The organism is Enterobacter cloacae complex sp., from assembly GCF_900322725.1.
Classification (GTDB): Bacteria; Pseudomonadota; Gammaproteobacteria; order Enterobacterales; family Enterobacteriaceae; genus Enterobacter; species Enterobacter quasihormaechei.
The window spans coordinates 2,781,520-2,806,313 of the sequence record NZ_LT991957.1; the positions used below are offsets into that span (position 1 = coordinate 2,781,520).

At 55.0% G+C, this 24,794-nt stretch carries 27 protein-coding genes and 3 tRNA genes; 13 read left to right on the forward strand and 17 right to left on the reverse strand.

Going from position 1 to position 24,794, the window contains the following annotated elements; translation table 11 throughout:
• Positions 1-99: 99 nt before the first annotated feature.
• The 8 genes from opgB to DBR02_RS13855 form a co-directional block, all read right to left on the reverse strand.
• Entirely contained in the window at positions 100-2,391 is a 2,292-nt protein-coding gene (gene opgB / locus DBR02_RS13820) for a phosphatidylglycerol--membrane-oligosaccharide glycerophosphotransferase (protein ID WP_107534645.1), read from the reverse strand.
• A 268-nt stretch (positions 2,392-2,659) separates the two neighbouring features.
• A complete protein-coding gene (locus DBR02_RS13825; RefSeq protein ID WP_107534646.1) occupies positions 2,660-3,142 on the reverse strand; it encodes a DUF2501 domain-containing protein in 483 nt (160 codons plus the stop codon).
• A gap of 73 nt (positions 3,143-3,215) precedes the next feature.
• Positions 3,216-3,953 carry a DNA replication protein DnaC gene (gene dnaC, locus DBR02_RS13830; protein WP_063450743.1) on the reverse strand — a complete coding sequence of 246 codons (738 nt, stop codon included), beginning with the start codon at positions 3,951-3,953 and terminating at the stop codon, positions 3,216-3,218.
• Positions 3,950-4,495 (reverse strand): primosomal protein DnaT, encoded by a 546-nt coding sequence (gene dnaT, locus DBR02_RS13835; RefSeq protein ID WP_063450742.1) that lies wholly within the window; start codon positions 4,493-4,495, stop codon positions 3,950-3,952. Before dnaT ends, dnaC begins: the two co-directional genes overlap by 4 nt.
• Positions 4,496-4,618: 123 nt before the next feature.
• A complete protein-coding gene (locus DBR02_RS13840; protein WP_003856578.1) occupies positions 4,619-5,047 on the reverse strand; it encodes an organic hydroperoxide resistance protein in 429 nt (142 codons plus the stop codon).
• An 84-nt stretch (positions 5,048-5,131) separates the two neighbouring features.
• On the reverse strand, positions 5,132-5,584 hold the full coding sequence (locus DBR02_RS13845) for a MarR family winged helix-turn-helix transcriptional regulator (RefSeq protein WP_107534647.1): 453 nt from the start codon (positions 5,582-5,584) through the stop codon (positions 5,132-5,134).
• A 44-nt stretch (positions 5,585-5,628) separates the two neighbouring features.
• The gene (locus tag DBR02_RS13850; protein WP_107534648.1) at positions 5,629-6,102 is read right to left on the reverse strand and encodes a threonine/serine exporter; all 474 of its coding nucleotides are present in this window, start codon (positions 6,100-6,102) and stop codon (positions 5,629-5,631) included.
• Positions 6,093-6,869: a threonine/serine ThrE exporter family protein gene (locus DBR02_RS13855; RefSeq protein ID WP_107534649.1), complete on the reverse strand. Its 777-nt coding sequence runs from the start codon at positions 6,867-6,869 to the stop codon at positions 6,093-6,095. Before DBR02_RS13855 ends, DBR02_RS13850 begins: the two co-directional genes overlap by 10 nt.
• 392 nt (positions 6,870-7,261) lie before the next feature.
• On the opposite strand from DBR02_RS13855, the gene DBR02_RS13860 reads away from it, so the two are divergent.
• Positions 7,262-7,999 (forward strand): helix-turn-helix transcriptional regulator, encoded by a 738-nt coding sequence (locus tag DBR02_RS13860; protein WP_102750110.1) that lies wholly within the window; start codon positions 7,262-7,264, stop codon positions 7,997-7,999.
• Positions 7,996-8,631: a DNA-binding transcriptional activator BglJ gene (bglJ, locus tag DBR02_RS13865; protein ID WP_107534650.1), complete on the forward strand. Its 636-nt coding sequence runs from the start codon at positions 7,996-7,998 to the stop codon at positions 8,629-8,631. Before DBR02_RS13860 ends, bglJ begins: the two co-directional genes overlap by 4 nt.
• A 37-nt stretch (positions 8,632-8,668) precedes the next feature.
• Here the strand turns inward: bglJ and DBR02_RS13870 are convergent, their stop codons facing one another.
• Positions 8,669-9,127 carry a YbaK/EbsC family protein gene (locus DBR02_RS13870; RefSeq protein WP_003856572.1) on the reverse strand — a complete coding sequence of 153 codons (459 nt, stop codon included), beginning with the start codon at positions 9,125-9,127 and terminating at the stop codon, positions 8,669-8,671.
• Between the two features lie 328 nt (positions 9,128-9,455).
• Here DBR02_RS13870 and DBR02_RS13875 point away from each other — a divergent pair, with 328 nt between their 5' ends.
• Positions 9,456-10,802, forward strand: a complete 1,347-nt coding sequence (locus DBR02_RS13875; protein WP_063450736.1) for a PTS sugar transporter subunit IIC — start codon at positions 9,456-9,458, stop codon at positions 10,800-10,802.
• An 84-nt stretch (positions 10,803-10,886) separates the two neighbouring features.
• On the opposite strand, the gene fhuF is transcribed toward DBR02_RS13875, so the two are convergent.
• Positions 10,887-11,675: a siderophore-iron reductase FhuF gene (fhuF, locus tag DBR02_RS13880; protein ID WP_107534651.1), complete on the reverse strand. Its 789-nt coding sequence runs from the start codon at positions 11,673-11,675 to the stop codon at positions 10,887-10,889.
• A 93-nt stretch (positions 11,676-11,768) separates the two neighbouring features.
• Positions 11,769-12,833 (reverse strand): GGDEF domain-containing protein, encoded by a 1,065-nt coding sequence (locus DBR02_RS13885; protein WP_063867396.1) that lies wholly within the window; start codon positions 12,831-12,833, stop codon positions 11,769-11,771.
• 255 nt (positions 12,834-13,088) lie between these two features.
• Between DBR02_RS13885 and DBR02_RS13890 the strand changes: the two genes are divergently transcribed.
• Positions 13,089-13,319, forward strand: coding sequence for a DUF1435 domain-containing protein (locus tag DBR02_RS13890; RefSeq protein ID WP_063867397.1), 231 nt, complete (start codon positions 13,089-13,091; stop codon positions 13,317-13,319).
• A gap of 41 nt (positions 13,320-13,360) precedes the next feature.
• Here DBR02_RS13890 and DBR02_RS13895 read toward each other — a convergent pair.
• The 4 genes from DBR02_RS13895 to rsmC all read right to left on the reverse strand — a co-directional run bounded on the left by DBR02_RS13895 (position 13,361) and on the right by rsmC (position 14,857).
• A tRNA-Leu gene (locus tag DBR02_RS13895) sits at positions 13,361-13,447 on the reverse strand.
• A gap of 32 nt (positions 13,448-13,479) precedes the next feature.
• Positions 13,480-13,565: transfer RNA gene (locus DBR02_RS13900), tRNA-Leu, on the reverse strand.
• A 28-nt stretch (positions 13,566-13,593) separates the two neighbouring features.
• A tRNA-Leu gene (locus DBR02_RS13905) sits at positions 13,594-13,680 on the reverse strand.
• 148 nt (positions 13,681-13,828) lie between these two features.
• The gene (gene rsmC, locus DBR02_RS13910) at positions 13,829-14,857 is read right to left on the reverse strand and encodes a 16S rRNA (guanine(1207)-N(2))-methyltransferase RsmC (RefSeq protein ID WP_107534652.1); all 1,029 of its coding nucleotides are present in this window, start codon (positions 14,855-14,857) and stop codon (positions 13,829-13,831) included.
• Between the two features lie 102 nt (positions 14,858-14,959).
• Here rsmC and DBR02_RS13915 point away from each other — a divergent pair, with 102 nt between their 5' ends.
• The 8 genes from DBR02_RS13915 (at position 14,960) to DBR02_RS13950 (ending at position 21,329) form a co-directional block, all read left to right on the forward strand.
• A complete protein-coding gene (locus tag DBR02_RS13915; RefSeq protein ID WP_063867399.1) occupies positions 14,960-15,373 on the forward strand; it encodes a DNA polymerase III subunit psi in 414 nt (137 codons plus the stop codon).
• Positions 15,342-15,785, forward strand: a complete 444-nt coding sequence (rimI, locus tag DBR02_RS13920) for a ribosomal protein S18-alanine N-acetyltransferase (RefSeq protein ID WP_063450730.1) — start codon at positions 15,342-15,344, stop codon at positions 15,783-15,785. Before DBR02_RS13915 ends, rimI begins: the two co-directional genes overlap by 32 nt.
• Positions 15,786-15,804: 19 nt before the next feature.
• Positions 15,805-16,482, forward strand: a complete 678-nt coding sequence (gene yjjG / locus DBR02_RS13925; RefSeq protein ID WP_107534653.1) for a pyrimidine 5'-nucleotidase — start codon at positions 15,805-15,807, stop codon at positions 16,480-16,482.
• 92 nt (positions 16,483-16,574) lie between these two features.
• Complete coding sequence (prfC, locus tag DBR02_RS13930; RefSeq protein ID WP_063450728.1) at positions 16,575-18,164, forward strand: peptide chain release factor 3; 1,590 nt, start codon at positions 16,575-16,577, stop codon at positions 18,162-18,164.
• A 304-nt stretch (positions 18,165-18,468) separates the two neighbouring features.
• The gene (gene osmY / locus DBR02_RS13935) at positions 18,469-19,086 is read left to right on the forward strand and encodes a molecular chaperone OsmY (protein ID WP_063450727.1); all 618 of its coding nucleotides are present in this window, start codon (positions 18,469-18,471) and stop codon (positions 19,084-19,086) included.
• A gap of 127 nt (positions 19,087-19,213) precedes the next feature.
• Entirely contained in the window at positions 19,214-19,375 is a 162-nt protein-coding gene (locus DBR02_RS13940; protein ID WP_003856556.1) for a DUF1328 domain-containing protein, read from the forward strand.
• Positions 19,376-19,497: 122 nt separating this feature from the next.
• Positions 19,498-20,550 carry a patatin-like phospholipase family protein gene (locus tag DBR02_RS13945; RefSeq protein ID WP_107534654.1) on the forward strand — a complete coding sequence of 351 codons (1,053 nt, stop codon included), beginning with the start codon at positions 19,498-19,500 and terminating at the stop codon, positions 20,548-20,550.
• Positions 20,547-21,329 carry a TatD family hydrolase gene (locus tag DBR02_RS13950; RefSeq protein WP_107534655.1) on the forward strand — a complete coding sequence of 261 codons (783 nt, stop codon included), beginning with the start codon at positions 20,547-20,549 and terminating at the stop codon, positions 21,327-21,329. The genes DBR02_RS13945 and DBR02_RS13950 overlap by 4 nt, the downstream gene beginning before the upstream one ends.
• Here the strand turns inward: DBR02_RS13950 and DBR02_RS13955 are convergent.
• Positions 21,324-22,184, reverse strand: a complete 861-nt coding sequence (locus DBR02_RS13955) for a YjjW family glycine radical enzyme activase (RefSeq protein WP_107534656.1) — start codon at positions 22,182-22,184, stop codon at positions 21,324-21,326. The genes DBR02_RS13950 and DBR02_RS13955 overlap by 6 nt on opposite strands.
• Positions 22,159-23,694 (reverse strand): YjjI family glycine radical enzyme, encoded by a 1,536-nt coding sequence (locus DBR02_RS13960; RefSeq protein WP_107534657.1) that lies wholly within the window; start codon positions 23,692-23,694, stop codon positions 22,159-22,161. Before DBR02_RS13960 ends, DBR02_RS13955 begins: the two co-directional genes overlap by 26 nt.
• Positions 23,695-23,957: 263 nt before the next feature.
• Here DBR02_RS13960 and deoC point away from each other — a divergent pair, with 263 nt between their 5' ends.
• Complete coding sequence (gene deoC, locus DBR02_RS13965) at positions 23,958-24,737, forward strand: deoxyribose-phosphate aldolase (protein WP_063867406.1); 780 nt, start codon at positions 23,958-23,960, stop codon at positions 24,735-24,737.
• The last annotated feature ends 57 nt before the right edge of the window (positions 24,738-24,794 follow it).

Sequence of the window (24,794 nt, forward strand, 5' to 3'; positions counted from 1 at the left end):
AAAAATTGCTTATATATAGCGTTTTTATCTAATTTATAAACATTATAAAGGATTATATAATTTCAAAAATGCCCGGCTGGAAGCCGGGCTTTGTGCGCGTTAGCCGCTGTTTTTGACGATTTTGATTTCCACCATGCCGATCCCAAGCTGGCGCGGGGCATGGCCGAGGATATTTCCTTCGTTAGTGGACTGCGGGTCTGGCGGCACGATCACCAGCGTATTGCTGCGCGAGGGGTTATCGAAATGCAGCGTGCTGGTGGAGACATCATTGCTCAGCGTCAGTATCTGTTCTTTATCACCGACGCGCACCGGAATAGGGCGGTTTGCATTGGGACCAAATGCCCTGGCGGTGATCACCAGATCGAATTTCTCCGGCAGCGGATGGGTATACTCAATTTTCACCTCATCCCCCAGCTGTGCGTTAGACCAGCGCCCCCAGGATTCGGGACGTGATATTCCGCTGAACTGCTTCACCTCTTCCGGCGCGCCGGCAACATTGAAGATGAAGCTGTCTGCTTTGTAGCGAATGTCGTTGTCGACGATTTTCAGCAGGTCAACGTTGCGCTGATAGCGTGCGGTATCAATGACCGTATCGTTAAACGCGGTTTTTCCCTGCCACTGCGGTTTGTCAACGTGTTGCACGGTCTGCTCACCGCCGAGTTGCCCCTTAGAAACGCACCAGTCGGTGGACAGCGACAGCTGTTGCGACCAGAGCTGGCCCATTTTGTAGCACCTGTCGACCCAGACGAAATTATCGCGCGGGGCGAATTCCGCCAGCTGGAAGCGCAGCGGCGCGGAGTATTCGCTTTCCGGCAGCGGCTCGACGCGCTTATCCGACACGCGCAGCAGCAGAGGCAGGCGGAAGTGGCTGCCGGAGAAGGCGATCGTTTTTTTATCCCGATCGATGGTGAAATCGTTTATCTCTTTCGGGAAGTTCCACAGGCGAATGATATCCGGCTTCCAGGCGAGGATTTTTTCCTTCATGTTGAGGAAGATTTCCGACAGGGACTGTCCCGACAGCGTGCTGCGGCCCAGGCCGATAAAGTTATCGCCGCCCAGAATGTCGAGCACGGTAGCGCCGTTATCCATCGAGTTACGCTTAGCGGCAATGACCTCCTGCTGCGGTTTATCGCCGCGCAGTACAAAGAACAGGTTGCTGCGATCGTGCTTGTTCAGCTCATCCCAGGCGCTGTTTTTCATCGCCAGATGGTCAGACGACACGACGATGACCGTATTTTTGAAATAGGGCGACGCTTTAATTTTCTCGATTAACGCCGCGATATGCTCCTGGCTACAGGTTACGGCGCTGAATGACTTATTGTTTTTGCCGTCAATGTCGTAGCCCTTACGCTTACAGGTGCGCGAGACGAAACCATCCGGGTGGTGCGTGTCAACGGTCAGCGCAAACAGCGAGAAGCGTTTACCGGCGCGAGAAAGCTCCTCGAATTTCTTCCAGGTTTCATCCAGAACGGTATCGTCGTAAAAGCCCCAGTCGTTACGGTAAGCCGGATCGGCCACGGTAGTTTTCAGCTCTTCAGAACCGTACAGGTGATCGAAACCGTGGGATTTCAGGAACACGTCCTTCCCGGCGAAGCGCAGGTTAGCGCCCTGCATAAAGTAGTTTTCATAGCCCGAGTTTTTCAGGATATCGCCGAGGCATACGTTCTGCGGGAAGAAGCTCGACATTGAGGCGGAGGCGTTACCCTCAAACGGGGCGAACAGGGGGATGCCGCACTGGGAGGCCACCATCCCGGCAATGGTGTAATCCGTGCCGGGCAGCTGCGCGGTGTGGCTGAAGTCGAGGCCCTGATTTTTCAGCGCGCCGAGCTCCGGCGTCAGGTTCGGAAACGCCTCGTTGTCAAACCAGGTGCGCTCCAGACTCTCCCCGTAGATGTAGACCAGGTTGAGTTTGGGGTTGTCGATTTTTTTCGCCGGCTCTTTGTAATAGGCCACGAAGTCCGGATCGCCATCGCGCGACTGGGATTTTACCAGCTCGGTAATCTGATGGAAGGCCGGGCTGGCATCCACGGAGGCCAGCGCCAGGCACAGCGCCAGCAGGCTGTAGCCATGGTGATGCGGGCGGTGACGGCGACGGCGCAGCACCCAGGCCAGCGCAGCGAAAATACCCACCAGCGCGACCACCAGCCCCAGGCAGGGGAGAATGTATTTGCCCACGCCTGCGCCGGTGAGGCTGTTCGTCAGGGTGTAGAGCACCGCGTCGTTAATACCGTCGCCGGTAAAGTAGTCGCTGGCATATAAGGTAATGTTTAAAACAATAAAAATGCCGAGCACGACCAGGGTGGCAACAAACCACCAGGTGTGACGACCGGCTTTCCAGGCATAAACGCCGATGGATGCCAGAAAAAGGACAAGGGATAGTAACTCTGACAACAGCAGATCCTCATCATGCCGGACGCTTAGCCGGCTAATAGCTTATTTTTTTGGGTAATACACTGTAATTGCGATGTCGCTTAGCTGCAATTTTAGTGTCACGAAAGTGTGCTGTGGTTAGGATTTGGTTTATAAAACCGGTTTTTTGAGGACGGTCGCATCCTGACAGACGGACGCTGAGGCGGTAGAGAAAGAGAAAAATGCACGCTTCACGCCGCGCTGAAGGAGTAACGTCATAAACGCGGCGTGTTGTGGCAGAAAACGGGGGTCAGGAAAGGAAATTAACGCCCTGTTTCAGCACCAGATCGCAGGCTTTTGTTTTCACCTGTTTTGCCAGAGAGGAGTTTCCAAGGGTGCTCAGGTTCAGCTGCTGGCCATTTTGCGCGTTCAGCAGGCCCTGAATACCGTCCATATAGTTGGTATCCGCTTTCTGCTCCTGGGTGTCCAGGCCCAGCTTGCCCAGCACCTGATTCTTAATGTTTTCGGTATCGGTCACGGACGCCAGCTTCTGCTTCGCACAGTATTCCAGGATGCCCGCCGCGTTGTTCATCGTGCCGGCGCTCAGGCTTTGGGAACTGTTGCCCAGCAGACCGGTGAGGGATGAGGCGGACAGCCCGCCCTGAGACGTGCCGCTCTCTTTGGTTAACTCATTCGCCGCGCTGGAAAGCGACTCCTGCCATGAAGCGGCCTGCGCTGCGCCAGCCACCAGCAGGGCGCCAGAAAGAATGCTGATAAGAAACTGTTTTTTCATAATGACTTACTCAATAGGGCCGGAAGGGGCTCCAGTATATACCTCTGCTCCTCCGGCGCTCCCTGGAAATGTCTTAATACTCTTTGCCGGTGACGCGGCTGCGGTAGCTGTCCCAGTCGAAGATGACGTACAGGCTGTTGCCCAGCTTCATGCGGTCCATCACCCGCTCGCCCAGCAGGCGGGTCATCTCGTCGATATTGTGGTTCGTCAGCATACCGGTGGGGCGTTTTGACGACGAACGGCGATCGACAATCTGGTTAATGATCACTTTTTCGTAGCGGGATTCGGTCTGGACGCCGATCTCGTCGATCACCAGCAGATCCACGTTACTTAAATCATTCAGCAACTGCTCTTCGCTGGTTTCGCGGTTGCTGAAGGTGTCCTTCATGGCGGACATGATGTCGGCCACGGTGATAATCAGCACTGATTTCCCGCGCAGCAGCAGCTCGTTGCAGATAGCGGCCGCCAGGTGATTTTTCCCGGTGCCGGGCTTACCGCTAAAGATGAAGCTGGCGATGTTGCCGTCAAATTCATCCACGTACTGGCGCGCCTGATTAAGGGCGTTCATCTGCCCCTGCGATTCGACCTTATAATTGTCGAAGGAGCAGTTCTGGTGCAGGGGGCGGATGCCCGAGCGGTTAAAGGTGCGTTGCATTTTCATCGCGCGGTTTTCGCGGGCGAGGGCAGCCGCACGGATTTCACCCTGCTCTTTTTGCCACGCCAGCAGCTCTTCACCGGTGGTGAAGGCGGGCTTCACGTTGGCTGGCATCATCTTCTGCAAACGTTTCATCAGGTCGCCGACGTTTTTCATTTCGCACCTCGGAATCCATCAGGAATTTTTTTGTCCGGTTCTGAAAAGGCATTGATATCACGTTTTGGCTGGCCGTTGGTGCTGGCGCGGTTGATTTGCAGGCTGCGCGCAAGCTTTTGCTGCCACTGAACATGGTGGAATACTTTTCCTTCAGCCTGCCAGTAAGCGGTAAAGGCCGCCAGCTCTTCCGGCGTCGCGGGCTGCGAGAGGGCTATTCCCCATAAGGCCGCCTGGCGCTGAAAATCGGCATCCGGCTGCCAGCCGGCGTACATGGGAAATTTCCCCATCGGCACGGTCACCGGGGCGCTGGTGGGTTCGTCAAAAAACTGATTATCCAGCATGACGTCACTCGCCGGGCGCGAGAGCCTCGCTTCAATGTCCAGAAGCTGCGCCAGACGTTCCGGCGTGACCGCATAAAACGCCGGGGCGTTGTCGGCAAATACCGCGAGCGTGCCGCCTTCGGCGCGCGTCAACGCACCGCGAGGGTCGCGCATAAAGGCATCAATGCCAGCAATGCTGGTGGTCAGGATTCTGGAGGACATAACACTTTCTCAACTGATTACTACGGGCGTGATTGAGGGTTATGGTAGCACAGAGAGAGGGGAGGAAAGGAGAGGATTTCCCCGGTAGCGCTGCGCTACCGGGGCAACAATCACAGGCGCTGTTTACGCGATGATGTTGAGCGTCACGTCGATATTGCCGCGCGTTGCGTTAGAGTACGGGCATACGATGTGGGCGGCATCCACCAGCTTTTTGGCTTCCGCGGCGTCCATCCCTTCAACGTGGATGTTCAGTTTCGCTTCGATACCAAAACCGGTTGGCAGCGGCCCGATCCCCACTTCGCCTTCAATAAAAGCGTCTTTTGGCAGGGCGAATTTATCGCGGGCTGCAACGAACTTCATCGCGCCCAGGAAGCAGGCAGAGTAGCCCGCCGCGAACAGCTGCTCAGGGTTAGTGACTTCTCCCCCCATGCCACCCATCTCTTTTGGCACGCCCAGCTTGACGTCCAGGACACCATCGGAAGAGGTTGCGCGACCGTCACGGCCTCCGGTTGCTTTGGCTTTGGCAGTGTAGACAACTTTTTCTAAAGACATGGCAGGTTCCTCATCTTGTGTTTAAGTGCGCTATTAAATAGCGCGCGATGTATATGGTTACAATTAGACGCGTAAAGTATAGCCTTACGCGCGATGCAGCTGTTGACGCAGCAGTTCGAGCTGTTGTTTAAGTGCCAGCATGGTGTCGGTATCACACTGCGCGGCGCAGCCCACGGCATGCGGGATCGTCACGGCCTGCTGTTGCAGATCCCGACCCGCGTCGCTCAGGGTGACGGCAACCTGACGTTCGTCCTGACGGGAGCGCTGGCGGGAGATCAGTCCTGCGCTTTCCAGGCGTTTCAGCAGGGGCGTCAGCGTGGCGGAATCCAGAAACAGCCGCTCGCCAATGTCCGACACCGTAATATCATCCTGCTCCCACAGCACCAGCATCACCAGGTATTGCGGGTAGGTCAGGTTAAGCGGTGCCAGCAGTTGCCGGTACAGCTTGTTAAGCGCCAGGTTTGCCGAATAGAGGGCAAAACAGAGCTGGTTATCCAGCAGAAGCGCATCGGTGGTGTCGTTCGTTTTTGCGTCCATGAAATGAATATAGATAGCGCGCGATACAATTGCAAGCGATTTTATTAAACACGCGGACGTTTACGGTAAAGCCATAATCCGGGTATAGACAGACCGATTGAGAGCGCGCCCACAATCGACGAAGCCTTGAGGAAGTTGCTCAGGAGCAGGATCATTTGGGGTTCGCTATAGCCAAAGTGGCTGATTTTTACGGCGGAAATCATGGCCGTATAGGCCGAAATGCCCGGGAACATAGGAATGACTGCCGCCACGGTGAACACCTTCGGGTGTGCCAGATACCAGCGTGACCACTGGATACCGATGCTGCCGACCAGCATGGCGGCAATAAACGTCGACCATTCGATATTAAAGCCCGCGGTCATCATCACCATACGCGAGCCGTGGCCAATGGCGCCGAGCAGCGCGCACCAGGGTAACGCACGCTGTGGGACGTTAAACACCATCGCAAATCCAACGGCGGGAAGGGCTGCCAGGAGCATGTCCTGCGACAGTGCGAGCAGAAAATCTATCACGCCCATCCGCGTAACCCCCACATCGTCATTGCCATGACCACTCCGATACAGGTTGCCAGCGTCAGCAGGCTGGCTATCGCCCAGCGCGCCAGACCGGTATTGATATGGCCTTTAAACATATCGGCGACGGCGTTGATTAAGGGAAAACCCGGCACCAGCAGCAATACGCTGGCGGCCATCGCAACCGTAGGCGTGCTGGCGAAGACGGGCTGGCGCAGCAGCAGGCCGGAGACGGTTGTCGCCACAAAGGCCGTAATACAGAAGTTAATCTGCGGATGCAGCTGCCTGTGGGTCAGAAGCTGGCGGACGTACATCGCGATACTGCTGGCAAAGAAGGTCACTACCGCGCCGTCCCACCCGCCGTTGTTGAGCTTACAGAAGCAGGCGCAGGACAGCCCCACCATCAAAACAACCAGCCAGCGCGGATAGCGCAGGGGTTTGATTTGGTTGAAACGTTTTTCTATCTCCCGGAGATCGAGCAGCTTGTGTTCGGCGAGGATCACGATGTGCTGCACTTCCGTTACCACGTGCATGTTAATGCCGCGATCGTGATTTTTACGCGTGGAGGTCAGGCACTGTCCGTCCTTAATGGTGGTCAGCACAATGGCATTTGACGAGATGGAACTCTCCACGCTGTCCATCCCCAGCGCCAGCCCGAGGCGCGTGGAAAGTTCTTCGACGAGGGCGCTTTCGGCCCCGTGCTGTAAGAGGAAAAGCCCGCACTGAATACATAGCCGCGTTGCGGCACGCTGCGTAGACCGATCTGCCTGCATGAAACGCCCTGAAAAGAAGAGAGATTGCTTACTTTTAACACAAAGTGCGGTGACCGTTGTGCTGGGCCAGATCAAGATTTGTGCGATTGGCTGCGCGTCTGAAGTCTGGAAGAGAAAACGTATTTTATTTATTTAATGAATATAAACGAAGAACATATATAAACAATATATTAAGTATTTCTAATTTCATATTGTCGATATTTTCAGGTGTTTTTAATTAAATATTTATGGTCTTTATGCGATATTAAGCCTGTATTGGGCGTTTCATAACCCAAGCGACATATCTTAGCGAGTGCGAGTATTAAGCCGTTTTGTACTTAGGGAGACAGGCGTGTTTAACCTCGTAGGGTTTTCACGTTATTAAATTAATGTATTAAAGACATGGAGGGTCTATGTTGCCATTGAATGGTAAACACGGAGTTGTGATCAGTAGAGTACCCGTAATGCAAAATGGGTTAGGGGGCGTCATGACGCGCCATTTTCCCGATTTTGAGATAACGTATTGCCGTTCGATGCAGGAGTTGACGCTACTCCAGCTGCGTCGCGCTGGGGTCGTTATTGCCGATATTTCGGGTGAATATCGTAATCCGCGTGGCACGCTTGAGCAGTATTATGGATTAATGAATCAGTACCGGGATATTCACTGGATTTTTCTCGTCTCGCGTCCTCTTTATCCGCTTGCGGTAGAGCTGCTTATGCGCCCGGAAAGCACGCTGCTTTCGGATATGGAACCGATTGAAGGCGTTATTAACGCTATTCGCGCGGGCAGTGAACGTGCCGAGCGAATAAGCCAGACGTTATTAATACCAGAAAATCCTGATATTGAAGAGGAGAGTGAGCAAACGATCGCGCTCACCCACTCTGAACGTAAGGTGTTGCGTTTATTAGGTAAAGGTTGGGGAATCAACCAAATAGCCACGCTGCTGAATAAAAGTAATAAGACGATCAGTGCACAGAAAAACAGTGCAATGCGCCGCTTATCACTGCGCAGCAATGCCGATATGTACGCGTGGATAAGCAGTACTCAGGGTATGCGAGAACTCAGTTTAATGTCGGCTTATGGAGAGTTTGAGGAATGGAAAAGACCACTGCAACAAAACATATCGCCGTCATCGAAAGTTGCTCAATGAGCGCTGTGGGGCTGAGGCATCTCTTTGCGATGCCTGCCCTGAGCCATTACCAGGTGCATCTGTTTAGCAGATTCGACAGCTTCAAAGCGGCGCTCTCGGAAATCTCATTCTTTGCGGTAATTTATTCATTGTCTGATGAGCGTGAAGAGCGGCGAAACTGTCTGGCCTGTTTGCGGGATCTCACCTTCACCCACAGCGACGTCCAGCGTATCGTGCTGGCTTCTGATGAAATGGAGGCGAGGCTGGTCAGCCATCTTTCGCCTTCTCGCTTACATGGGATCATCAGTAAATCGGTTCCGCTAAAGCAGTTATTGGAGGGGCTGGAGACACTGCTCAGCGAAACACATCAGGTGAATGACAACGTGTTTAGTCACTGGTGTGTGAGCCAGAATCGCATGCTAAGCCCAACCGAAAGGGCCATACTGCGCTATATGTCATCGGGTTTTTCGATCCCTGAAATAGCGGCACAGCTTGAACGCAATATTAAAACCATTCGGGCGCATAAGTTTAACGCAATGGTAAAGCTGGGCGTCAATTCTGACGTGGGGTTACTGGATGCGGCGGATATCCTGGCGCATCTCCCCGTCAGGGAAGTGCGTCGTTCCGCTCTCACCGTTCCTTCCTTCTCTTAGCGTTAAGAGGTGCGCCAGAGTGCTTCTGGCGCAACGTTCAAATACAGACATCGACCCATTTTGCTGCGGTCAGTTCCGCCATTCTGTCGGGCGAGATACGCACCGCGCTGTGGATGGCACCCGCTGCGGGTAACACTTCCGCGTACTGTTTTAATGTGATGTCACAGTAAACAGAGAGGGGGTTTTCCAGCCCGAAAGGGCAGACGCCGCCCACAGGATGACCCGTCAGGGTGACGACCTCATCGCTGCTGAGCATGCGGGCTTTTGCACCGAATGTCTCTTTGAGCTTTTTGTTATCAAGACGCGCATCGCCTTTTGCGACCACCAGAATCACGTCATTTTTAATCTTCAGTGATAGCGTTTTGGCAATCTGGCCGGGTTCAACGTTGTGCGCGGCAGCAGCAAGTGCAACAGTCGCTGTGCTTTGATTAAGCTCAATGATCTCTATATCCGGAGCGTGTTCGGCGAAAAACTGCTGTACAGACTGCAAACTCATTGATTCCTCCTGACAAATATCCTGCGTAATCTGTCATAAGAATTTAGTCGCTGTAAATATCCCTTAAGTAACAAATATTCGTCAGGGTCGATTTCTGGATCGTCTTCACATTCACAGAAACCGGTTACAGTAACCGGTTGCAGAGCGTGATGCAGAGATTAATACTGAGGGTGTAACTTCCCCTGTATCTAATAATAAGAGCTAATTATGAAACCATTCCGTTTGAGCAGTACCGCGGGTACACGATCCGGCAAGGTTGTGACGCTGAATTATGGAACAACGTGTGACGTGAGAACGTCCGAAACGAACGTCTGACAGGAGATCTGCTATGTCTGCCAACCATGCTGCATTTAATCTGATTTTCCGCTTCGTTGAGAATTACGTCAGCCCCGTTGCCGGGCGGATCTCTTCTCAGCGTCATGTGATGGCGATTCGCGACGGGTTCATCTCGGCGATGCCGTTTATGATCGTGGGTTCGTTTTTATTAGTGTTCGCTTATCCTCCTTTTTCGCCTGATACCACCTGGGGTTTTGCCCGCGCCTGGCTGGATATGGCGAAGCAGTTTGAAGGACAAATTCTGACGCCGTTTGATATGACGATGGGCGTGATGTCCCTTTATATCTGTGCGGCTATCGCCTACAACCTGGGCAAACATTACGTTAAAACCCATCAGCTGGATCCGTTCATGTGCGCCATGCTGTCGCTAATGGCGTTTCTGCTGGTGGCGGCCCCTAAAACCAAAGGCGCTTTGCCAGTCGATAGCCTGGGAGGGACCGGGATTTTCACCGCGATTCTGGTGGCGATTTATTGCGTTGAGATGATGCGTTTTCTGAAGGCACACAACATCGGGATCCGCCTGCCGGACCAGGTTCCGCCGATGATCAAAAACTCGTTTGACCTGCTGATCCCGGTACTGGTTGTGGTGTTGACGCTTTATCCGCTGAGCCTGCTGATCCAGTCGCAGTTCGGCATGCTGATCCCGCAGGCCATTATGTCGATCTTTAAGCCGCTGGTCTCTGCGGCTGACTCGCTGCCTGCCATCCTGCTGGCGGTGCTGATTGGCCACCTGCTGTGGTTTGCCGGGATCCACGGCGCAGCGATTGTCTCCGGGATGCTGCAAATGTTCTGGCTGACCAACCTGGGGGCGAACCAGACCGCACTGGCGGCGAGCCTGCCTTTGCCACACATCTTTATGGAGGCCTTCTGGACGTTCTTTATCGTTATCGGTGGGTCCGGCGCGACGATGGGGCTGGTGTTCTGCTACCTGCGCAGCCGCTCCGCGCACCTGCGTTCGATTGGCCGCCTCAGCGTGGTGCCGAGCATATTCAACATCAATGAACCGGTGATTTTTGGCACGCCGATTGTGATGAACCCGGTGTTCTTTATTCCTTTCCTGCTGGCGCCAATGGTCAACGCCGTGCTGGCATGGGCAGCGATGAAGTTTGATCTGATTGGCCGCGTGATTTCCGTGGTGCCGTGGACGGCGCCGGCTCCGGTTGGTGCGGCCTGGGCGCTGGGTTGGGATTTCCGCGCCGCCATTCTGGTGCTGGTCCTGGCCTGCGTTTCCGCCATTATCTATTTCCCGTTCTTCAAGGTGTACGAGAAGCAGCTGCTTCAGCAGGAAGCGGAAGAAGCACAGCGTAACGGGGAAGAGGAAAATCAGCAGATAGCGTAGGTAAAAGCAAAACGGCAACGCAGGTTGCCGTTTTTAGTGTTTGTTGCTTCTCCCCCGTGGGTGAGGGCAACAGGCCGGGCCAAACTACTTAAGCGTACAATCGCCGCACTGTTGCACGTCCGGCAGACGGTAGCGCTGGCAGCAGGTACGACGCACCAGAAGTCCTTCACGCGGTACGACGGTGCGGTAAAGAGGGTTATCCCGTCCATCTGAAAGCTGTTTGGCAAAGAAACAGCTCTGACGCAGCGCATCCACTTTTTCGTCGCCGAGCAGCGGCTTCATCTCCGTCAAATACCAGTGGATAAGATATCCGGTATTACTCCAGATCAGTTTGCCGTTAATCTCTCCCGTCGCTTCCAGGGCATCCACCACCGGAACCAGCGCGCGCGTAATCAGCGATTCCATACGCGCCTGCGCAGACAGGTGCATCGCGCTGCGATCCTCATGCACGTCAATCCAGAAACAGGCGGCACGCCCGGTCTCATGAAATTCGACGTGGAAATGCTCCGAAGAGAGATCGAGCATGGTTTCCTGGGTCAACAACGCCAGCATGATCGGCGGCACCATCAGCCCGATGTACCACTGAGCCCAGAGGGAAAGCAGCGGTTTGTTTTCCCGCGCAAGCGTAGGCTGATTACGGTAGATATGATCGGAATAGGCCGCCAGCAGAGAGCGCAGCTCGGCAGGACGCTGCCACTGGGACAGCGTCAGAGCGTGATGCGGGGGGGCTTCATCCAGCTTGATGAAATCCAGCAGATGGGCGCGCGTTACGGCGATTTTTTCCCGAATGGCGTCGGCAAGCGTCGTCTCCCCGGCGGAGAGTGGAGCGCGCCAGAGCAGGGGCTCAACGATGTGTGCAGTACGAGTCGCCATAGTGTGGATTACAAATCTAAATGATAATGATTGCCAATCCTAACTATAGATAAAACCGAGCGCAAGAGATTTATCCTGGCTCTGTGAGGGGGGTCAGGCGGTATGCAGCTCTTCGCTCATCAGAATGCTGTTGCGTCCCATGTGTTTGGCTTCATAGAGGGCTTTATCGGCTTTCGCCAGCGCACCCTCAACGTCTTCACCTTCGTACATGGCAATGCCAATGCTGATGGTCACGTTAGTGGCGACGCTTTCGTTGAACATATGGGGGATTTTAAGATCGTAAACTTTCTGGCGTATGCGTTCTGCCGTCTGGCGTGCTTGCTCCAGCGGAATGTTACTCAACAGAACCATAAATTCTTCCCCGCCAAACCGGGCGACCACGTCGCGTGAACGCACGGCATCGCGGATCGCTGCCGAGACGCGGATCAACGCCTGATCGCCCATCATATGGCCGTAATGGTCGTTATAGGCTTTGAAATGGTCGATATCCATCAGCAGCACGAAGTGCTCGCCGCCGTCGGGCGTGGGGAGATTCTCCAGCCGGCTTTGCAGCCCACGACGGTTATACAAGCCGGTCAGCGGGTCCATCATGCTGAGATCGGTCAGGGTTTCACGCTCCTCCAGCAGCTCGGAGAGCAGCTCCTGAGCGAAACGGTCGTTGCGCCGCTGGATCACGTGATGAATGCCAATGGCGACCATAGGCAGCGCGAAGAAATAGGTCATTCTCAGCCAGTTTTCGGCAGGGCTTAACCACAGGCAGATAATAAACGCGGGTAATGAATGTAGCGTAAATGCTTTGATATTACTGGCAAACGCCAGAGCCCCTATAAAAAGCACCGTTAAAAGCGCCATCATTAAAAACGGCGCGCGATCGTGCGTGATAACTAAAAATTTAGACACGATCTGCCAGGCCCATAAAAAGCCGAAAATCGCGGAAACCGCAGGAATATTTATTTTCCGCGCGCTGTTTTTCCAGTGCCAGATGAGTAAGCCGGTGCTGATAGTCAATACGGCAACCAGGGGCACCGATAACACGCGCACGGAATAGAGCGGGTTTGTTATCGAGAACAGCGCTGAGGCGGCATTCAGAAATAAAAATAAACGTAAAGATAACTGATATTTCTTGTTGACCAAAGACAGCCAGGATTGTGATGTCATATGCGTGCGTTTTTATTAAAACTCAATTAAAACAATGCGCCAGGCGTTATTTATTCGTTATGGATGCAAGGAAATTGAATTCTTATTATCAGAAAAACTTTATAGAAAGTTAACAGGTGTGCAATTTATCACCTTACACATTCTCTGTCATTATTGGAAAGCGAATGTAGAAGCAATTTGTGCCCGCGCATGCTGACAGGTGATAATTATTATCATATGATATTGGTTATCATTATCAGTGTGAGAGGATAAACCATGTTGAGCAAAGCGCTGGGAAGTGGGTGGGGGATTTTACTGCCTGGTGTCATCCTTGGCGGCCTGACGTTTGCCGATCTCTCCATTGACGTCTGGAAGGCGATCATTGTTTCAGGGCTGCTGGTGACGTCGGCGATGATCTGGCATAAACAGCTTCGGCATTACGTGCTGCTGCCGTCTTGCGTTGCGCTGGTCAGTGGAATACTGGTGATTTTGATGAGTCTGAAATAGCCGGGAAAACGAGAGGTACTGCCGGGAAGATGTAAGATAATTGGTGCGAGGGGGGGGACTTGAACCCCCACGTCCGTAAGGACACTAACACCTGAAGCTAGCGCGTCTACCAATTCCGCCACCTTCGCACAGTCATCTTACTGGTTTGATATCGCCTCGTTGGTGCGAGGGGGGGGACTCGAACCCCCACATCCTAAGGACACTAACACCTGAAGCTAGCGCGTCTACCAATTCCGCCACCTTCGCCCAGTGCGAGCAATATCAACGTGATTTATGGTGCGAGGGGGGGGACTTGAACCCCCACGTCCGTAAGGACACTAACACCTGAAGCTAGCGCGTCTACCAATTCCGCCACCTTCGCATACCATCGACACTGTAAAAGTATCGTAACCACGGAGGCGCATTCTAGATGTTTTCAGCTTTACGTCAACAGAAAATTGCGCACGTTGTTTTGATTGCTGCAAAAATGGGCGATGGCAGCGTCAGCCATCGCCGGACAAAGGCGGGGATTACTTTTTCGCCTGGCGCGTCATTACGGTGCGATACACCTTAAAGCGGCCCGTCTGGGCGATCACCTCGTGGAAGCCGAAGGTTTCATCCAGCACTTTCGGATAGGCCAGGAAGGCGTTCGCCACGATACGCAGCTCGCCGCCGCTGTTAAGGTGACGGGTTGCGCCACGGATCAGCGTTTGCGCCGCTTCAAGGCTGGTTTCCATACCGTCGTGGAACGGCGGGTTAGAGATGATCATATCAAAGCGACCGGTCACGTCGGAGAAGACGTTGCTGGCAATAACGTCGCCTTCAATACCGTTCGCCGCAAGCGTGGCGCGGCTGGCTTCCACCGCCGGAGCGCTCACGTCACACAGGGTTAAACGCACCTTCGGCGAGTGGCTGGCGAGAACCGTTGACAGCACGCCCGCGCCACAGCCAACGTCCAGCACCTTGCCTTTGGTGTGCGGCGTCAGGGTGGACAGCAGCAGCTTGCTGCCCGTATCAAGCGCGTCACGGCTGAATACACCCGGCAGCGTTTTGATGGTGAGGCCGTCGAGCTGATACTCGTCCCAGAAGGCGTTGGCATCAAAGGTTGTCTGTTTGTCCAGACGGCCATGATACAGGCCGCAGCGACGGGCGCTGTCGATTTTCGTCAGCGGCGCGTAGGCTTCGAGCATTTGCTCTGCGCTACGCACTCCGCTGCGGTTCTCACCGACGACGAAAATATCGCAGCCGACCGGCAGCAGAGAAAGCAGGTTCATCAGCTGGAACTGGGCTTCCGGTTTGTTCTTCGGCCAGTAGTAAATGAACGTATCGCAGTCAGCAATATCGCTCTGCTCCGCCACCAGGCTAAAGCGCGCGCGCTCGCCCATCTGGCGGCTCAGCACCTGCCAGTGGTGGTAGTACTGGGTGTGGGCACGGCTTTCAGCACAGTCGAAACGCGCGGGCAGGTCATCCTGCATATCTCCGGCAAACAGAATACGGCTTTCTTCGAAATCATCACTGTGACGCAGCAAGACTTCACTTGCCGGGGTAAATGCAGACATGAATTGTTCCTCAATAAACTCAGGCGGGGATTATAGTAGGTAGATGGCGCAGTTTCGACACATTTGCTATATTTGCGCGCCTGAGAGACAGGAGTTTTCGCTATGACATCCCGACGAGACTGGCAGTTGCAGCAGCTGGGCATCACCCAGTGGGCTTTGCGTCGCCCGACGGCGTTGCGGGGCGAAATAGCCATCTCCATCCCTGCGCATGTCCGCCTGGTGATGGTGGCAGACGCGCCGCCTGCCCTGAATGAACCCCTGATTGAAGATGTCCTTCGCAGCCTGAAGGTGACAAACGATCAGGTATTACAGCTGGCGCCCGAAAGCGTCGCGATGCTTCCCCCTGACAGCCGCTGTAACAGCTGGCGAATCGGGGCGGTGGATGAGCTACCCCTTGAAGGCAGCCAGATCAGCTCGCCAGCGCTGGACGAACTGAAAGCCAACCCAAAGGCGCGTAGCGCGCTATGGCAACAAATTTGTGAATATGAACACGATTTCTTCCCTCACGACGGCTGACCTGACCACCGCGTTCGCGATTGAAACCCGCGCCCATGCCTTTCCGTGGAGCGAAAAGACGTTTGCCAGCAATCAGGGCGAACGCTATTTAAATCTGCGCCTGGACGTGGACGGCACCCTGGCCGCGTTTGCCATTACGCAGGTTGTTCTGGACGAAGCGACGCTGTTTAATATCGCGGTCGATCCCGCTTTCCAGCGCCGCGGGCTGGGCAGAGAACTGCTTGAGCACCTCATTCGTGAGCTGGAAACCCGTGACGTTTTCACTCTGTGGCTGGAGGTGCGCGCGTCTAATGTCGCCGCCATCGCACTTTATGAAAGCTTAGGCTTTAACGAGGCGACCATCCGCCGTAACTACTACCCCACCGCAGAGGGACGTGAAGACGCCATTATCATGGCTCTGCCGATTGGATAACGAAAATAAGGTTGTAACGATGAAATGGGACTGGATTTTCTTTGATGCCGACGAAACGCTGTTTACGTTTGACTCGTTCGGCGGCCTACAGCGGATGTTTCTCGATTATAGCGTGACCTTCACCGCTGAAGATTTTCAGGACTATCAGGCGGTGAATAAACCGCTGTGGGTGGACTACCAGAACGGAGCCATCACCGCGTTACAGCTTCAGCATCAGCGTTTTGACGCGTGGGCGGAGCGGTTAAAAGTCAGTCCAGGGGCGCTGAACGAGGCGTTCCTGAATGCGATGGCGGATATCTGCGCGCCGCTGCCCGGCGCCGTTTCCCTTTTGAATTCGCTGAAAGGAAAGGTGAAGCTTGGGATCATCACCAACGGTTTTACCGCGCTTCAGCAGATCCGCCTTGAGCGTACCGGCCTGCGCGATCATTTCGACGCGCTGGTGATCTCCGAGCAGGTGGGCGTACCGAAGCCGGATCCGCGTATTTTCGATTATGCGCTGGCGCAGGCTGGCAATCCTGACCGCGATCGCGTGCTAATGGTGGGCGATACCGCAGAATCTGATATTCTTGGGGGTATGAGATCGGGTCTGTCGACCGTCTGGCTGAACGCGCATTGTCGCGAGCTGCCGGAAGGCATCAAGCCGACCTGGACCGTCACGTCATTGAACGAACTGGAGCAGCTCCTGTGTAAACAATGATTGCCTGCCCCCTGTTGATGGGTAAAATAGCCGCATTTTTCGTATTCCATGATGCGCGGCCTGCTGCCGCGCCTACCTAAGAAGAATTGATTATGACGTTGTCTCCTTATCTGCAAGAGGTGGCCAAACGCCGCACTTTTGCCATTATCTCGCACCCGGATGCCGGTAAAACGACCATCACCGAGAAGGTGTTGCTGTTCGGACAGGCGATCCAGACCGCGGGTACCGTTAAAGGCCGTGGCTCCAGCCAGCATGCAAAATCTGACTGGATGGAGATGGAAAAGCAGCGTGGTATTTCGATTACCACCTCCGTGATGCAGTTCCCGTATCACGACTGCCTGGTGAACCTGCTGGACACCCCGGGGCACGAAGACTTCTCCGAAGATACCTACCGTACCCTGACGGCGGTGGACTGCTGCCTGATGGTGATCGACGCCGCGAAAGGTGTTGAAGATCGTACCCGCAAGCTGATGGAAGTGACCCGTCTGCGCGATACGCCGATCCTCACCTTTATGAACAAACTTGACCGTGACATCCGTGACCCGATGGAGCTGATGGATGAAGTGGAAAACGAGCTGAAGATCGCCTGCGCGCCCATCACCTGGCCGATTGGCTGCGGCAAGCTGTTCAAAGGGGTTTATCACCTCTATAAAGACGAAACCTACCTGTACCAGACCGGTAAGGGCCACACCATTCAGGAAGTCCGCATCGTAAAAGGTCTGGACAACCCGGAGCTGGACGCCGCCGTCGGTGAAGAGCTGGCCGCCCAGCTGCGCGATGAGCTGGAGCTGGTGCAAGGCGCCTCTCACGAGTTCGACAGAGAGCTGTTCCTGAGCGGCGAAATTACCCCGGTCTTCTTCGGTACCGCCCTCGGCAACTTCGGCGTTGACCATATGCTCGACGGTCTGGTTGAGTGGGCCCCGCAGCCGATGCCGCGTAAAACCGATACCCGTGAAGTCGAAGCGAAGGAAGAGAAGTTCTCCGGCTTCGTCTTTAAAATTCAGGCCAACATGGACCCGAAACACCGCGACCGCGTCGCCTTTATGCGCGTAGTGTCCGGTAAATACGAGAAGGGCATGAAGCTGCGTCAGGTGCGTATCGGCAAAGACGTAGTGATCTCCGACGCGCTGACCTTCATGGCGGGCGACCGTTCGCACGTGGAAGAAGCCTATCCGGGCGATATTATTGGTTTGCACAACCACGGTACCATTCAGATTGGCGATACCTTCACGCAGGGCGAAATGATGAAGTTCACCGGTATCCCGAACTTCGCGCCGGAACTGTTCCGCCGCATTCGCCTGCGCGATCCGCTGAAGCAGAAGCAGCTGCTGAAAGGGCTGGTTCAGCTTTCCGAAGAGGGGGCTGTACAGGTGTTCCGCCCAATCGCCAACAACGATCTGATCGTGGGCGCGGTGGGTGTGCTTCAGTTTGACGTGGTGGTTGCCCGTCTTAAGAGCGAGTACAACGTGGAAGCGATTTACGAATCGGTGAACGTGGCGACCGCGCGCTGGGTTGAGTGTTCAGACGTGAAGAAATTTGAAGAATTTAAGCGTAAAAACGAAGTTCAGCTGGCGCTGGATGGCGGCGATAATTTGACCTATATCGCCCCGACCATGGTGAACCTGAACCTGACGCAGGAACGTTATCCTGACGTTCAGTTCCGCAAAACGCGCGAGCATTAATTCCCTCTCAGAGCACGGCAGCCGCCGTGCTCTTCTTTAATTCCTGTGTTATTAAACCCTTGCGGAATGTTCTTAATTCAACGCAATTTTTCGCTATTCGTTCGTTTTTTCCCCAATTCTGAATGCACCCCCGTAATTGTGATCTATATTTAACTGAGTGTTTAGCACCGGGCATGGATGAATTAACTGTTCAATGCATGTCCACTGGTTCTCCATTTCGCCCGTGTGTTAATTCGCAATATATAAAACCAAGATTTAGGGAAGTATGTCGCCCGAATAACGGGCAAAACACAGGAATAAATCGATGAATATGACAAGACTGAAGATTTCTAAAACTCTGCTGGCTGTAACGTTGGGTAGTGTCCTGGTAAGCGGTTCTGCACTGGCGGAAACCAGCACCATGGATAAAGCGCAAAATACCGCTAATACCGCAGGGGAAAAAATCGATAGCTCTATGAATAAAGTCGGTAATTTCATGGATGACAGCTCTATCACAGCAAAAGTGAAAGCCGCACTGGTGGATCATGAATCCATTAAGAGCACCGATATTTCTGTTAAAACCGACAACAAGGTTGTCACCCTGAGCGGTTTCGTTGAAAGCCAGACCCAGGCCGAAGAGGCCGTTAAAGTGGCCAAAGGCGTTGAGGGCGTAAGCTCCGTCAGCGACAAACTGCACGTACGTGACAGCAAAGAGTCTTCGGTGAAGGGTTATGCCGGAGATGCAGCAACTACCAGCGAAATCAAAGCTAAACTGTTAGCTGACGACATCGTGCCATCCCGTATGGTGAAAGTTGAAACCACCGATGGTGTGGTTCAGCTGTCCGGTACGGTTGAGAACCAGGCACAAAGCGATCGTGCTGAATCAATTGCGAAAGCGATTGATGGTGTGAAAAGCGTTAAAAACGATCTGAAAACGAAGTAAAGCAGCACCACTCGCCCGTCTGGCTTAACGCCGCGGGCGAAATAAAAACGACTCTGGAAAAACGCCGGTGAGTGGCCTGAGCGCTCACGTTTAGCGGCCGACATTAACTATGGTAAAGGAGAGGCTTATGTTTCGTTGGGGCATTATATTTCTGGTTATCGCGTTAATTGCCGCCGCATTGGGCTTTGGTGGACTGGCGGGTACCGCGGCATGGGCAGCGAAAATTGTCTTCGTCGTCGGTATTATTCTGTTCCTGGTGAGCCTGTTTACGGGTCGACGTCGCCCGTAGCAAACGCAATATTCATTAAACAAACTCAAGCCAGTCCTCGTGACTGGCTTTTTCTCGTTTGAGAACCGGCAGGGATCTGCGTTACTGTGTCTGAACATAATAATGAAAACAGGAAGGCAGAGGTGGGGCAGCGAATTCCCGTGACGATCGGCAATATTGCGCCGCTGACGTTAAAACCATTCCATGCAGGCCAGCTTGCGCTGGTCTGTGAAGGGGGCGGACAGCGCGGTATTTTCACAGCAGGCGTGCTGGACGAATTTATGCGCGCTGAGTTTAACCCGTTCGATCTCTATTTCGGCACTTCTGCCGGGGCGCAGAACCTCTCTGCCTACGTCTGTAACCAGCCCGGCTATGCGCGCAAAGTGATTATGCGCTACACCACCTCCAAAGCGTTCTTCAACCCGGTACGCTTCGTGCGCGGCGGGAACCTGATCGATCTCGACTGGCTGCTGGATGCCACCTCCAGCCAGATGCCGCTGGCCATGGATACCGCGTCACGACTGTTCGATACCGGAAAAGAGTTCTGGATGTGCGCCAGCCGCGGCGATGACTATTCACCGGGTTACTTTTCGCCGCAGAAAGATAACTGGCTGGATATCATCCGCGCCTCCAGCGCGATCCCCGGTTTCTACCGCACCGGCGCGCTGCTGGAGGGGATCAGCTATCTTGATGGCGGTATCAGCGACGCGGTACCGGTACAGGAGGCGGCGCGGCGCGGGGCGAACACCATTGTGGTGATCCGCACGGTGCCTTCGCAGATGTATTACACCCCACAGTGGTTTAAGCGTATGGAACGCTGGCTGGGCGACAGCAGCCTGCAACCGCTGGTAAATATCGCAAAGCAGCATGAAACGACCTACGGCGCGATGCAGCGCTTTATTGAAAAACCCCCGGGCAAGCTGCGCATCTTTGAAATTTATCCGCCTAAGCCGCTGCTGAGCATGGCGCTGGGCAGCCGGCTGCCTGCGTTGCGTATGGACTACAAAACGGGGCGGCTGTGCGGGCGTTACTTCCTGGCGACCGTCGGGAAAATGCTGGCCGAGCAACCGCCTCTTCATCGGCATAAAAGCATCATATTGCCGCCCGCCGTTGTGGCCAATGACGCGGTGGCGATGCCGCTGGTGGACGCGCCACAGGCCAACGATGGTTTACTCGATAACGAGGATCTGGCGTGACGCACTGCTTTATCGATACCCATTGCCACTTTGATTTCCCCCCGTTTAGCGGTGAGGAAGCCGCAAGTATCGCGCGCGCGGCTCAGGCCGGCGTGAGGGCCATTATTGTCCCGGCTATTGAGGCGGCGAGGTTTGAGAACGTCCTGGAACTTGCCCGCGTTCACGATGCGCTGTACGCCGCGCTGGGTCTGCATCCGATCGTGATTGAGCACCACCTTGACGAACATATCGACAGGCTGGATGCCACGCTGCAAAACGCGGATAAGAAGCTGGTTGCCATCGGGGAGATCGGCCTCGATCTCTATCGTGAAGATCCGCAGTTTGAACGCCAGCAGACGATCCTGGATGCGCAGCTCCGGCTGGCAAAGCGCCACGATCTGCCGGTGATCCTCCACTCCAGACGTACCCATGACAAACTGGCGATGCACCTGAAGCGCATCGATTTGCCGCGCACGGGCGTGGTCCACGGTTTCGCCGGCAGCCTTCAGCAGGCGCAGCGTTTTATCGGGCTGGGCTATAAGATTGGCGTCGGCGGCACCATCACCTATCCGCGAGCCAGCAAAACCCGCGACGTGATGGCGCAACTCCCCCTGTCTTCGCTCCTGCTGGAAACGGATGCGCCTGACATGCCGCTGAATGGTTTTCAGGGCCAGCCCAACCGCCCGGAGCAGGCGGCGCGCGTTTTTGACGTGCTGTGTGAACTGCGTCAGGAGCCTGAAGAGGTGATTGCCGGCGCGCTGCTGGAAAATACCCGCGCGGTCTTTGGCATCACGCTATAGATAAAGAGCCGGGCGGATCACCGTAATGTGCTGCTGTTCCAGCGCCCGCGCCAGCGGCTCGACGTCCTCCGGCGTGGCGCTCCGCCATTGCGCCGCCTCCCCGTAAACCCCATGGGCATGAAACGCGTTGATCCGCACCGGAACGTTCCCCAGCGCGTGGATAAAAGCGGTCAGCGATGGCAGATGTTGCAGATAATCACACCGATCGGGGATCGCCAGCAGGCGCAGCTCCGTCAGGCGATGACGCTCGGCCAGCCAGCGGATGCTCTGCTTGATCAGCGAATTTTCGCGCCCGGTCAGAAAACGGTGATGCTCATTGCCCCAGGCTTTCAGATCCACCATCGCGCCGTCAAACACCGGTAACAGCTTTTGCCAGCCGGTTTCACTTAACAGGCCGTTGCTGTCTACCAGGCACGTCAGATGGCGCAGGGATGGATCGGCTTTGATCGCGGTGAACAGCGCCACCACAAACGGCAGCTGTGTGGTGGCTTCACCCCCGCTGACGGTCACGCCCTCGATAAAAGGCGCAGACGTGCGGACCTGGGCGAGGATCTCCTCGACGCTGTAGCGCTGCGCCATCGGCGTCGCCTGCTGCGGACACAGGTGCAGACAGGTGTCGCACTGCTGACAGTGGCTTTCCTGCCACCAGACGCGCCCGGCCTGAAGAGTCAGCGCGTCATGAGGGCAGTGAGGAACGCACTCGCCGCAGTCGTTGCAGCGCCCTATCGTCCACGGATTGTGGCAGGTTTTGCAGCGCAGGTTACAGCCCTGAAGGAACAGCGCCAGGCGGCTGCCCGGTCCGTCCACGCAGGAGAAGGGGATAACCTGACTAACTAAAGCGCATCTGTTGTTCATGGCTAATCACGCGCGGCTGACGTTCCAGAATACGGGTATTGCGCGCGGCCTCTTCGCCCAGCCACGTGGTGTTCGTTCTCGAACCCGCTTCCCGGTATTTCTCCAGATCCGACAAGCGAACCATATACCCGGTAACGCGCACCAGGTCGTTTCCCGCCACATTCGCGGTGAACTCACGCATACCGGCATTGAACGCCCCCAGGCACAGTTGCACCACCGCCTGAGGATTGCGTTTGACCGTCTCATCCAGGGTAAGAATATCGCTGATCCCCGAGTGATAGTGTTTATGGTGCGGCGCTACGGCGAGCAGGTGGCTGATGGGATCCGGCTCGTCACCGTACGGCAGACGCGCCCCCGGCGTGGTGCCCGAATCAGAACTGATCCCTGACTGCGCATGCAGCATTGCGCGATGCTGCCAGCCGTGTTTCACCGGCGTGTTTTCAACAAACGCCGCAAGCTGTTCACTGATGCGGTAGCCCAGCGCATTGGCCTGCTCGCTTTTACCGTACCGTCCCGCTATGCCTGCTTTCTCGCACAGTACGTTCACCGCTTCGGCCAGGCCGTACATGCCAAACATCGGCACAAAACGATCGGCGTCAATCAGCCCCTCTTTCACCAGGAAGCTATTCTCAAAGAAGCCGGACTGCTCATATAAAAAATCGCAGCGCGCGTCGATTATTGCGATTTGCTGCTGACAGTAGTGCGGCAGGGTACGGGTGAAAAAGTCTTCCGGGGAGTGGCTGTGCTCCGCAATCGCTTTCAGGTTAAGGCGCACCAGCGTGCTGCCGCCGCCCGCGAGCGGCAGGGAGTTGTAACAGCTCACCACGCCATAGCGACCTTTTGTGAAAATTTTATCATTTACCGGACCGTTGGAAATATGCGGCTTGCTGCACTCACAAATGTTTTTCGCCACGCTCAGCAGCAAATCGTCGGGGGTAACGTCCGGGTCGTAGATAAAGGTCAGATTCGGCGCAACCTGCTTCAGTTCAGCATCTGCGCGCAGAATGGCGCGGGTGACGGGCGTATCCGCCGGGCCGATATTGGCATGCATAAAGGCGTCTGGCAGGGTGCGGTCCAGATAGCGCCAGAAACGTTTTATTCGGCTATCGATTTCATCCTGTGTTAGAATTTTAACATAAGGACTGAGGATTTCATCGAGCTGGCCCAGATAGACCGGCATGGACGTGACGGACGGAACGTGGTGGTAAAGGATAGTGAGCAGCGAGAGGGCATCATCCAGATCGTTCGCCCCTTCCAGCTCCAGCCATTCTGAACCGTTAGCCAGGAATTTAGCGTAGTCCGGCAGCACGTAGCGCGGTTTGTAAGGCGCATGGCCTTCGAACATGTCGCAGATAAATCCCTCATCCAGCGCGGCGCGTGCCGCCTCTGGCAGAGCGGGATAGGGCAGATTGTTTTCCGCTTCCAGCGCCAGAAAATGACGTTTTTGTTCCGGGGTTAACACCGGGCTTGTCACAATGTGCTGGCATCGTTGTTGCAGGGCGTCGGGCATGTTCAACTTCCTTGAGGGTTCTGCGGATGGTGAACGAATTGTAGAAAGCCAGCCCGGTGGCGCCTTTGATCCGACAGGGGGTATCGCTGCTTTAGTCGGCGGTTGGCGCATGAAAGTTTGAAGAAGATCTCATTACAGTAATGCAAATTTGCACACAGTTTTCATTAACTGTGATGAATGTCGAAGTGTAGAGGCGGGTGAATGTTAGAATACTCACAGACCCGCAAGGTAAAATTGATACGGCACTGCCGTTGGAGAATGTTATGACCGATTTAACTGCAAGCAGCCTGCGCGCGTTGAAGCTGATGGACCTGACCACCCTGAACGATGACGACACCAATGAAAAAGTCATCGCCCTGTGCCATCAGGCGAAAACGCCAGTGGGTAACACCGCCGCCGTTTGTATCTACCCGCGCTTTATCCCGATTGCCCGCAAAACGCTGAAAGAGCAGGGCACGCCGGACGTGCGCATTGCAACCGTGACTAACTTCCCGCACGGCAATGACGACATTGAGATTGCGCTGGCGGAAACCCGCGCGGCGATTGCATACGGCGCAGACGAAGTTGACGTGGTGTTCCCGTACCGCGCGCTGATTGCCGGCAATGAGCAGGTTGGCTTTGACCTGGTGAAAGCCTGTAAAGACGCCTGTGCGGCGGCAAACGTGCTGCTGAAAGTGATCATCGAAACCGGCGAGCTGAAAGAAGAAGCGCTGATTCGTAAAGCATCTGAAATTTCCATCAACGCTGGCGCAGATTTCATCAAAACCTCTACCGGTAAAGTGCCCGTCAACGCCACGCCGGAAAGCGCGCGCATCATGATGGAAGTCATTCGCGATATGGGCGTATCCAAAACCGTTGGCTTCAAACCTGCGGGCGGCGTACGTACCGCCGAAGACGCGCAGCAGTTCCTGGCGATTGCCGACGAGCTGTTTGGTGCCGACTGGGCGGATTCCCGTCACTACCGTTTCGGCGCGTCCAGCCTGCTGGCCAGCCTGCTGAAAGCGCTGGGTCACGGCGACGGTAAGAGCGCAAGCAGCTACTGATTGCCAGACAATGCCGGATGACGCTTCGCTTATCCGGCCCACAGGATCGTAGGGCGG

Coding starts and splice junctions, on each gene's coding strand:
- DBR02_RS13825 (WP_107534646.1), bottom strand. CDS start 3,142: ATGAAAAAACAGTTTCTTATCAGCATTCTTTCTGGCGCCCTGCTGGTG.
- dnaC (WP_063450743.1), bottom strand. CDS start 3,953: ATGAAAAACGTCGGCGACCTGATGAAACGTTTGCAGAAGATGATGCCA.
- dnaT (WP_063450742.1), bottom strand. CDS start 4,495: ATGTCCTCCAGAATCCTGACCACCAGCATTGCTGGCATTGATGCCTTT.
- DBR02_RS13840 (WP_003856578.1), bottom strand. CDS start 5,047: ATGTCTTTAGAAAAAGTTGTCTACACTGCCAAAGCCAAAGCAACCGGA.
- DBR02_RS13845 (WP_107534647.1), bottom strand. CDS start 5,584: ATGGACGCAAAAACGAACGACACCACCGATGCGCTTCTGCTGGATAAC.
- DBR02_RS13850 (WP_107534648.1), bottom strand. CDS start 6,102: ATGGGCGTGATAGATTTTCTGCTCGCACTGTCGCAGGACATGCTCCTG.
- DBR02_RS13855 (WP_107534649.1), bottom strand. CDS start 6,869: ATGCAGGCAGATCGGTCTACGCAGCGTGCCGCAACGCGGCTATGTATT.
- DBR02_RS13860 (WP_102750110.1), top strand. CDS start 7,262: ATGTTGCCATTGAATGGTAAACACGGAGTTGTGATCAGTAGAGTACCC.
- bglJ (WP_107534650.1), top strand. CDS start 7,996: ATGAGCGCTGTGGGGCTGAGGCATCTCTTTGCGATGCCTGCCCTGAGC.
- DBR02_RS13870 (WP_003856572.1), bottom strand. CDS start 9,127: ATGAGTTTGCAGTCTGTACAGCAGTTTTTCGCCGAACACGCTCCGGAT.
- DBR02_RS13875 (WP_063450736.1), top strand. CDS start 9,456: ATGTCTGCCAACCATGCTGCATTTAATCTGATTTTCCGCTTCGTTGAG.
- fhuF (WP_107534651.1), bottom strand. CDS start 11,675: ATGGCGACTCGTACTGCACACATCGTTGAGCCCCTGCTCTGGCGCGCT.
- DBR02_RS13885 (WP_063867396.1), bottom strand. CDS start 12,833: ATGACATCACAATCCTGGCTGTCTTTGGTCAACAAGAAATATCAGTTA.
- DBR02_RS13890 (WP_063867397.1), top strand. CDS start 13,089: ATGTTGAGCAAAGCGCTGGGAAGTGGGTGGGGGATTTTACTGCCTGGT.
- rsmC (WP_107534652.1), bottom strand. CDS start 14,857: ATGTCTGCATTTACCCCGGCAAGTGAAGTCTTGCTGCGTCACAGTGAT.
- DBR02_RS13915 (WP_063867399.1), top strand. CDS start 14,960: ATGACATCCCGACGAGACTGGCAGTTGCAGCAGCTGGGCATCACCCAG.
- rimI (WP_063450730.1), top strand. CDS start 15,342: ATGAACACGATTTCTTCCCTCACGACGGCTGACCTGACCACCGCGTTC.
- yjjG (WP_107534653.1), top strand. CDS start 15,805: ATGAAATGGGACTGGATTTTCTTTGATGCCGACGAAACGCTGTTTACG.
- prfC (WP_063450728.1), top strand. CDS start 16,575: ATGACGTTGTCTCCTTATCTGCAAGAGGTGGCCAAACGCCGCACTTTT.
- osmY (WP_063450727.1), top strand. CDS start 18,469: ATGAATATGACAAGACTGAAGATTTCTAAAACTCTGCTGGCTGTAACG.
- DBR02_RS13940 (WP_003856556.1), top strand. CDS start 19,214: ATGTTTCGTTGGGGCATTATATTTCTGGTTATCGCGTTAATTGCCGCC.
- DBR02_RS13955 (WP_107534656.1), bottom strand. CDS start 22,184: ATGAACAACAGATGCGCTTTAGTTAGTCAGGTTATCCCCTTCTCCTGC.
- DBR02_RS13960 (WP_107534657.1), bottom strand. CDS start 23,694: ATGCCCGACGCCCTGCAACAACGATGCCAGCACATTGTGACAAGCCCG.
- deoC (WP_063867406.1), top strand. CDS start 23,958: ATGACCGATTTAACTGCAAGCAGCCTGCGCGCGTTGAAGCTGATGGAC.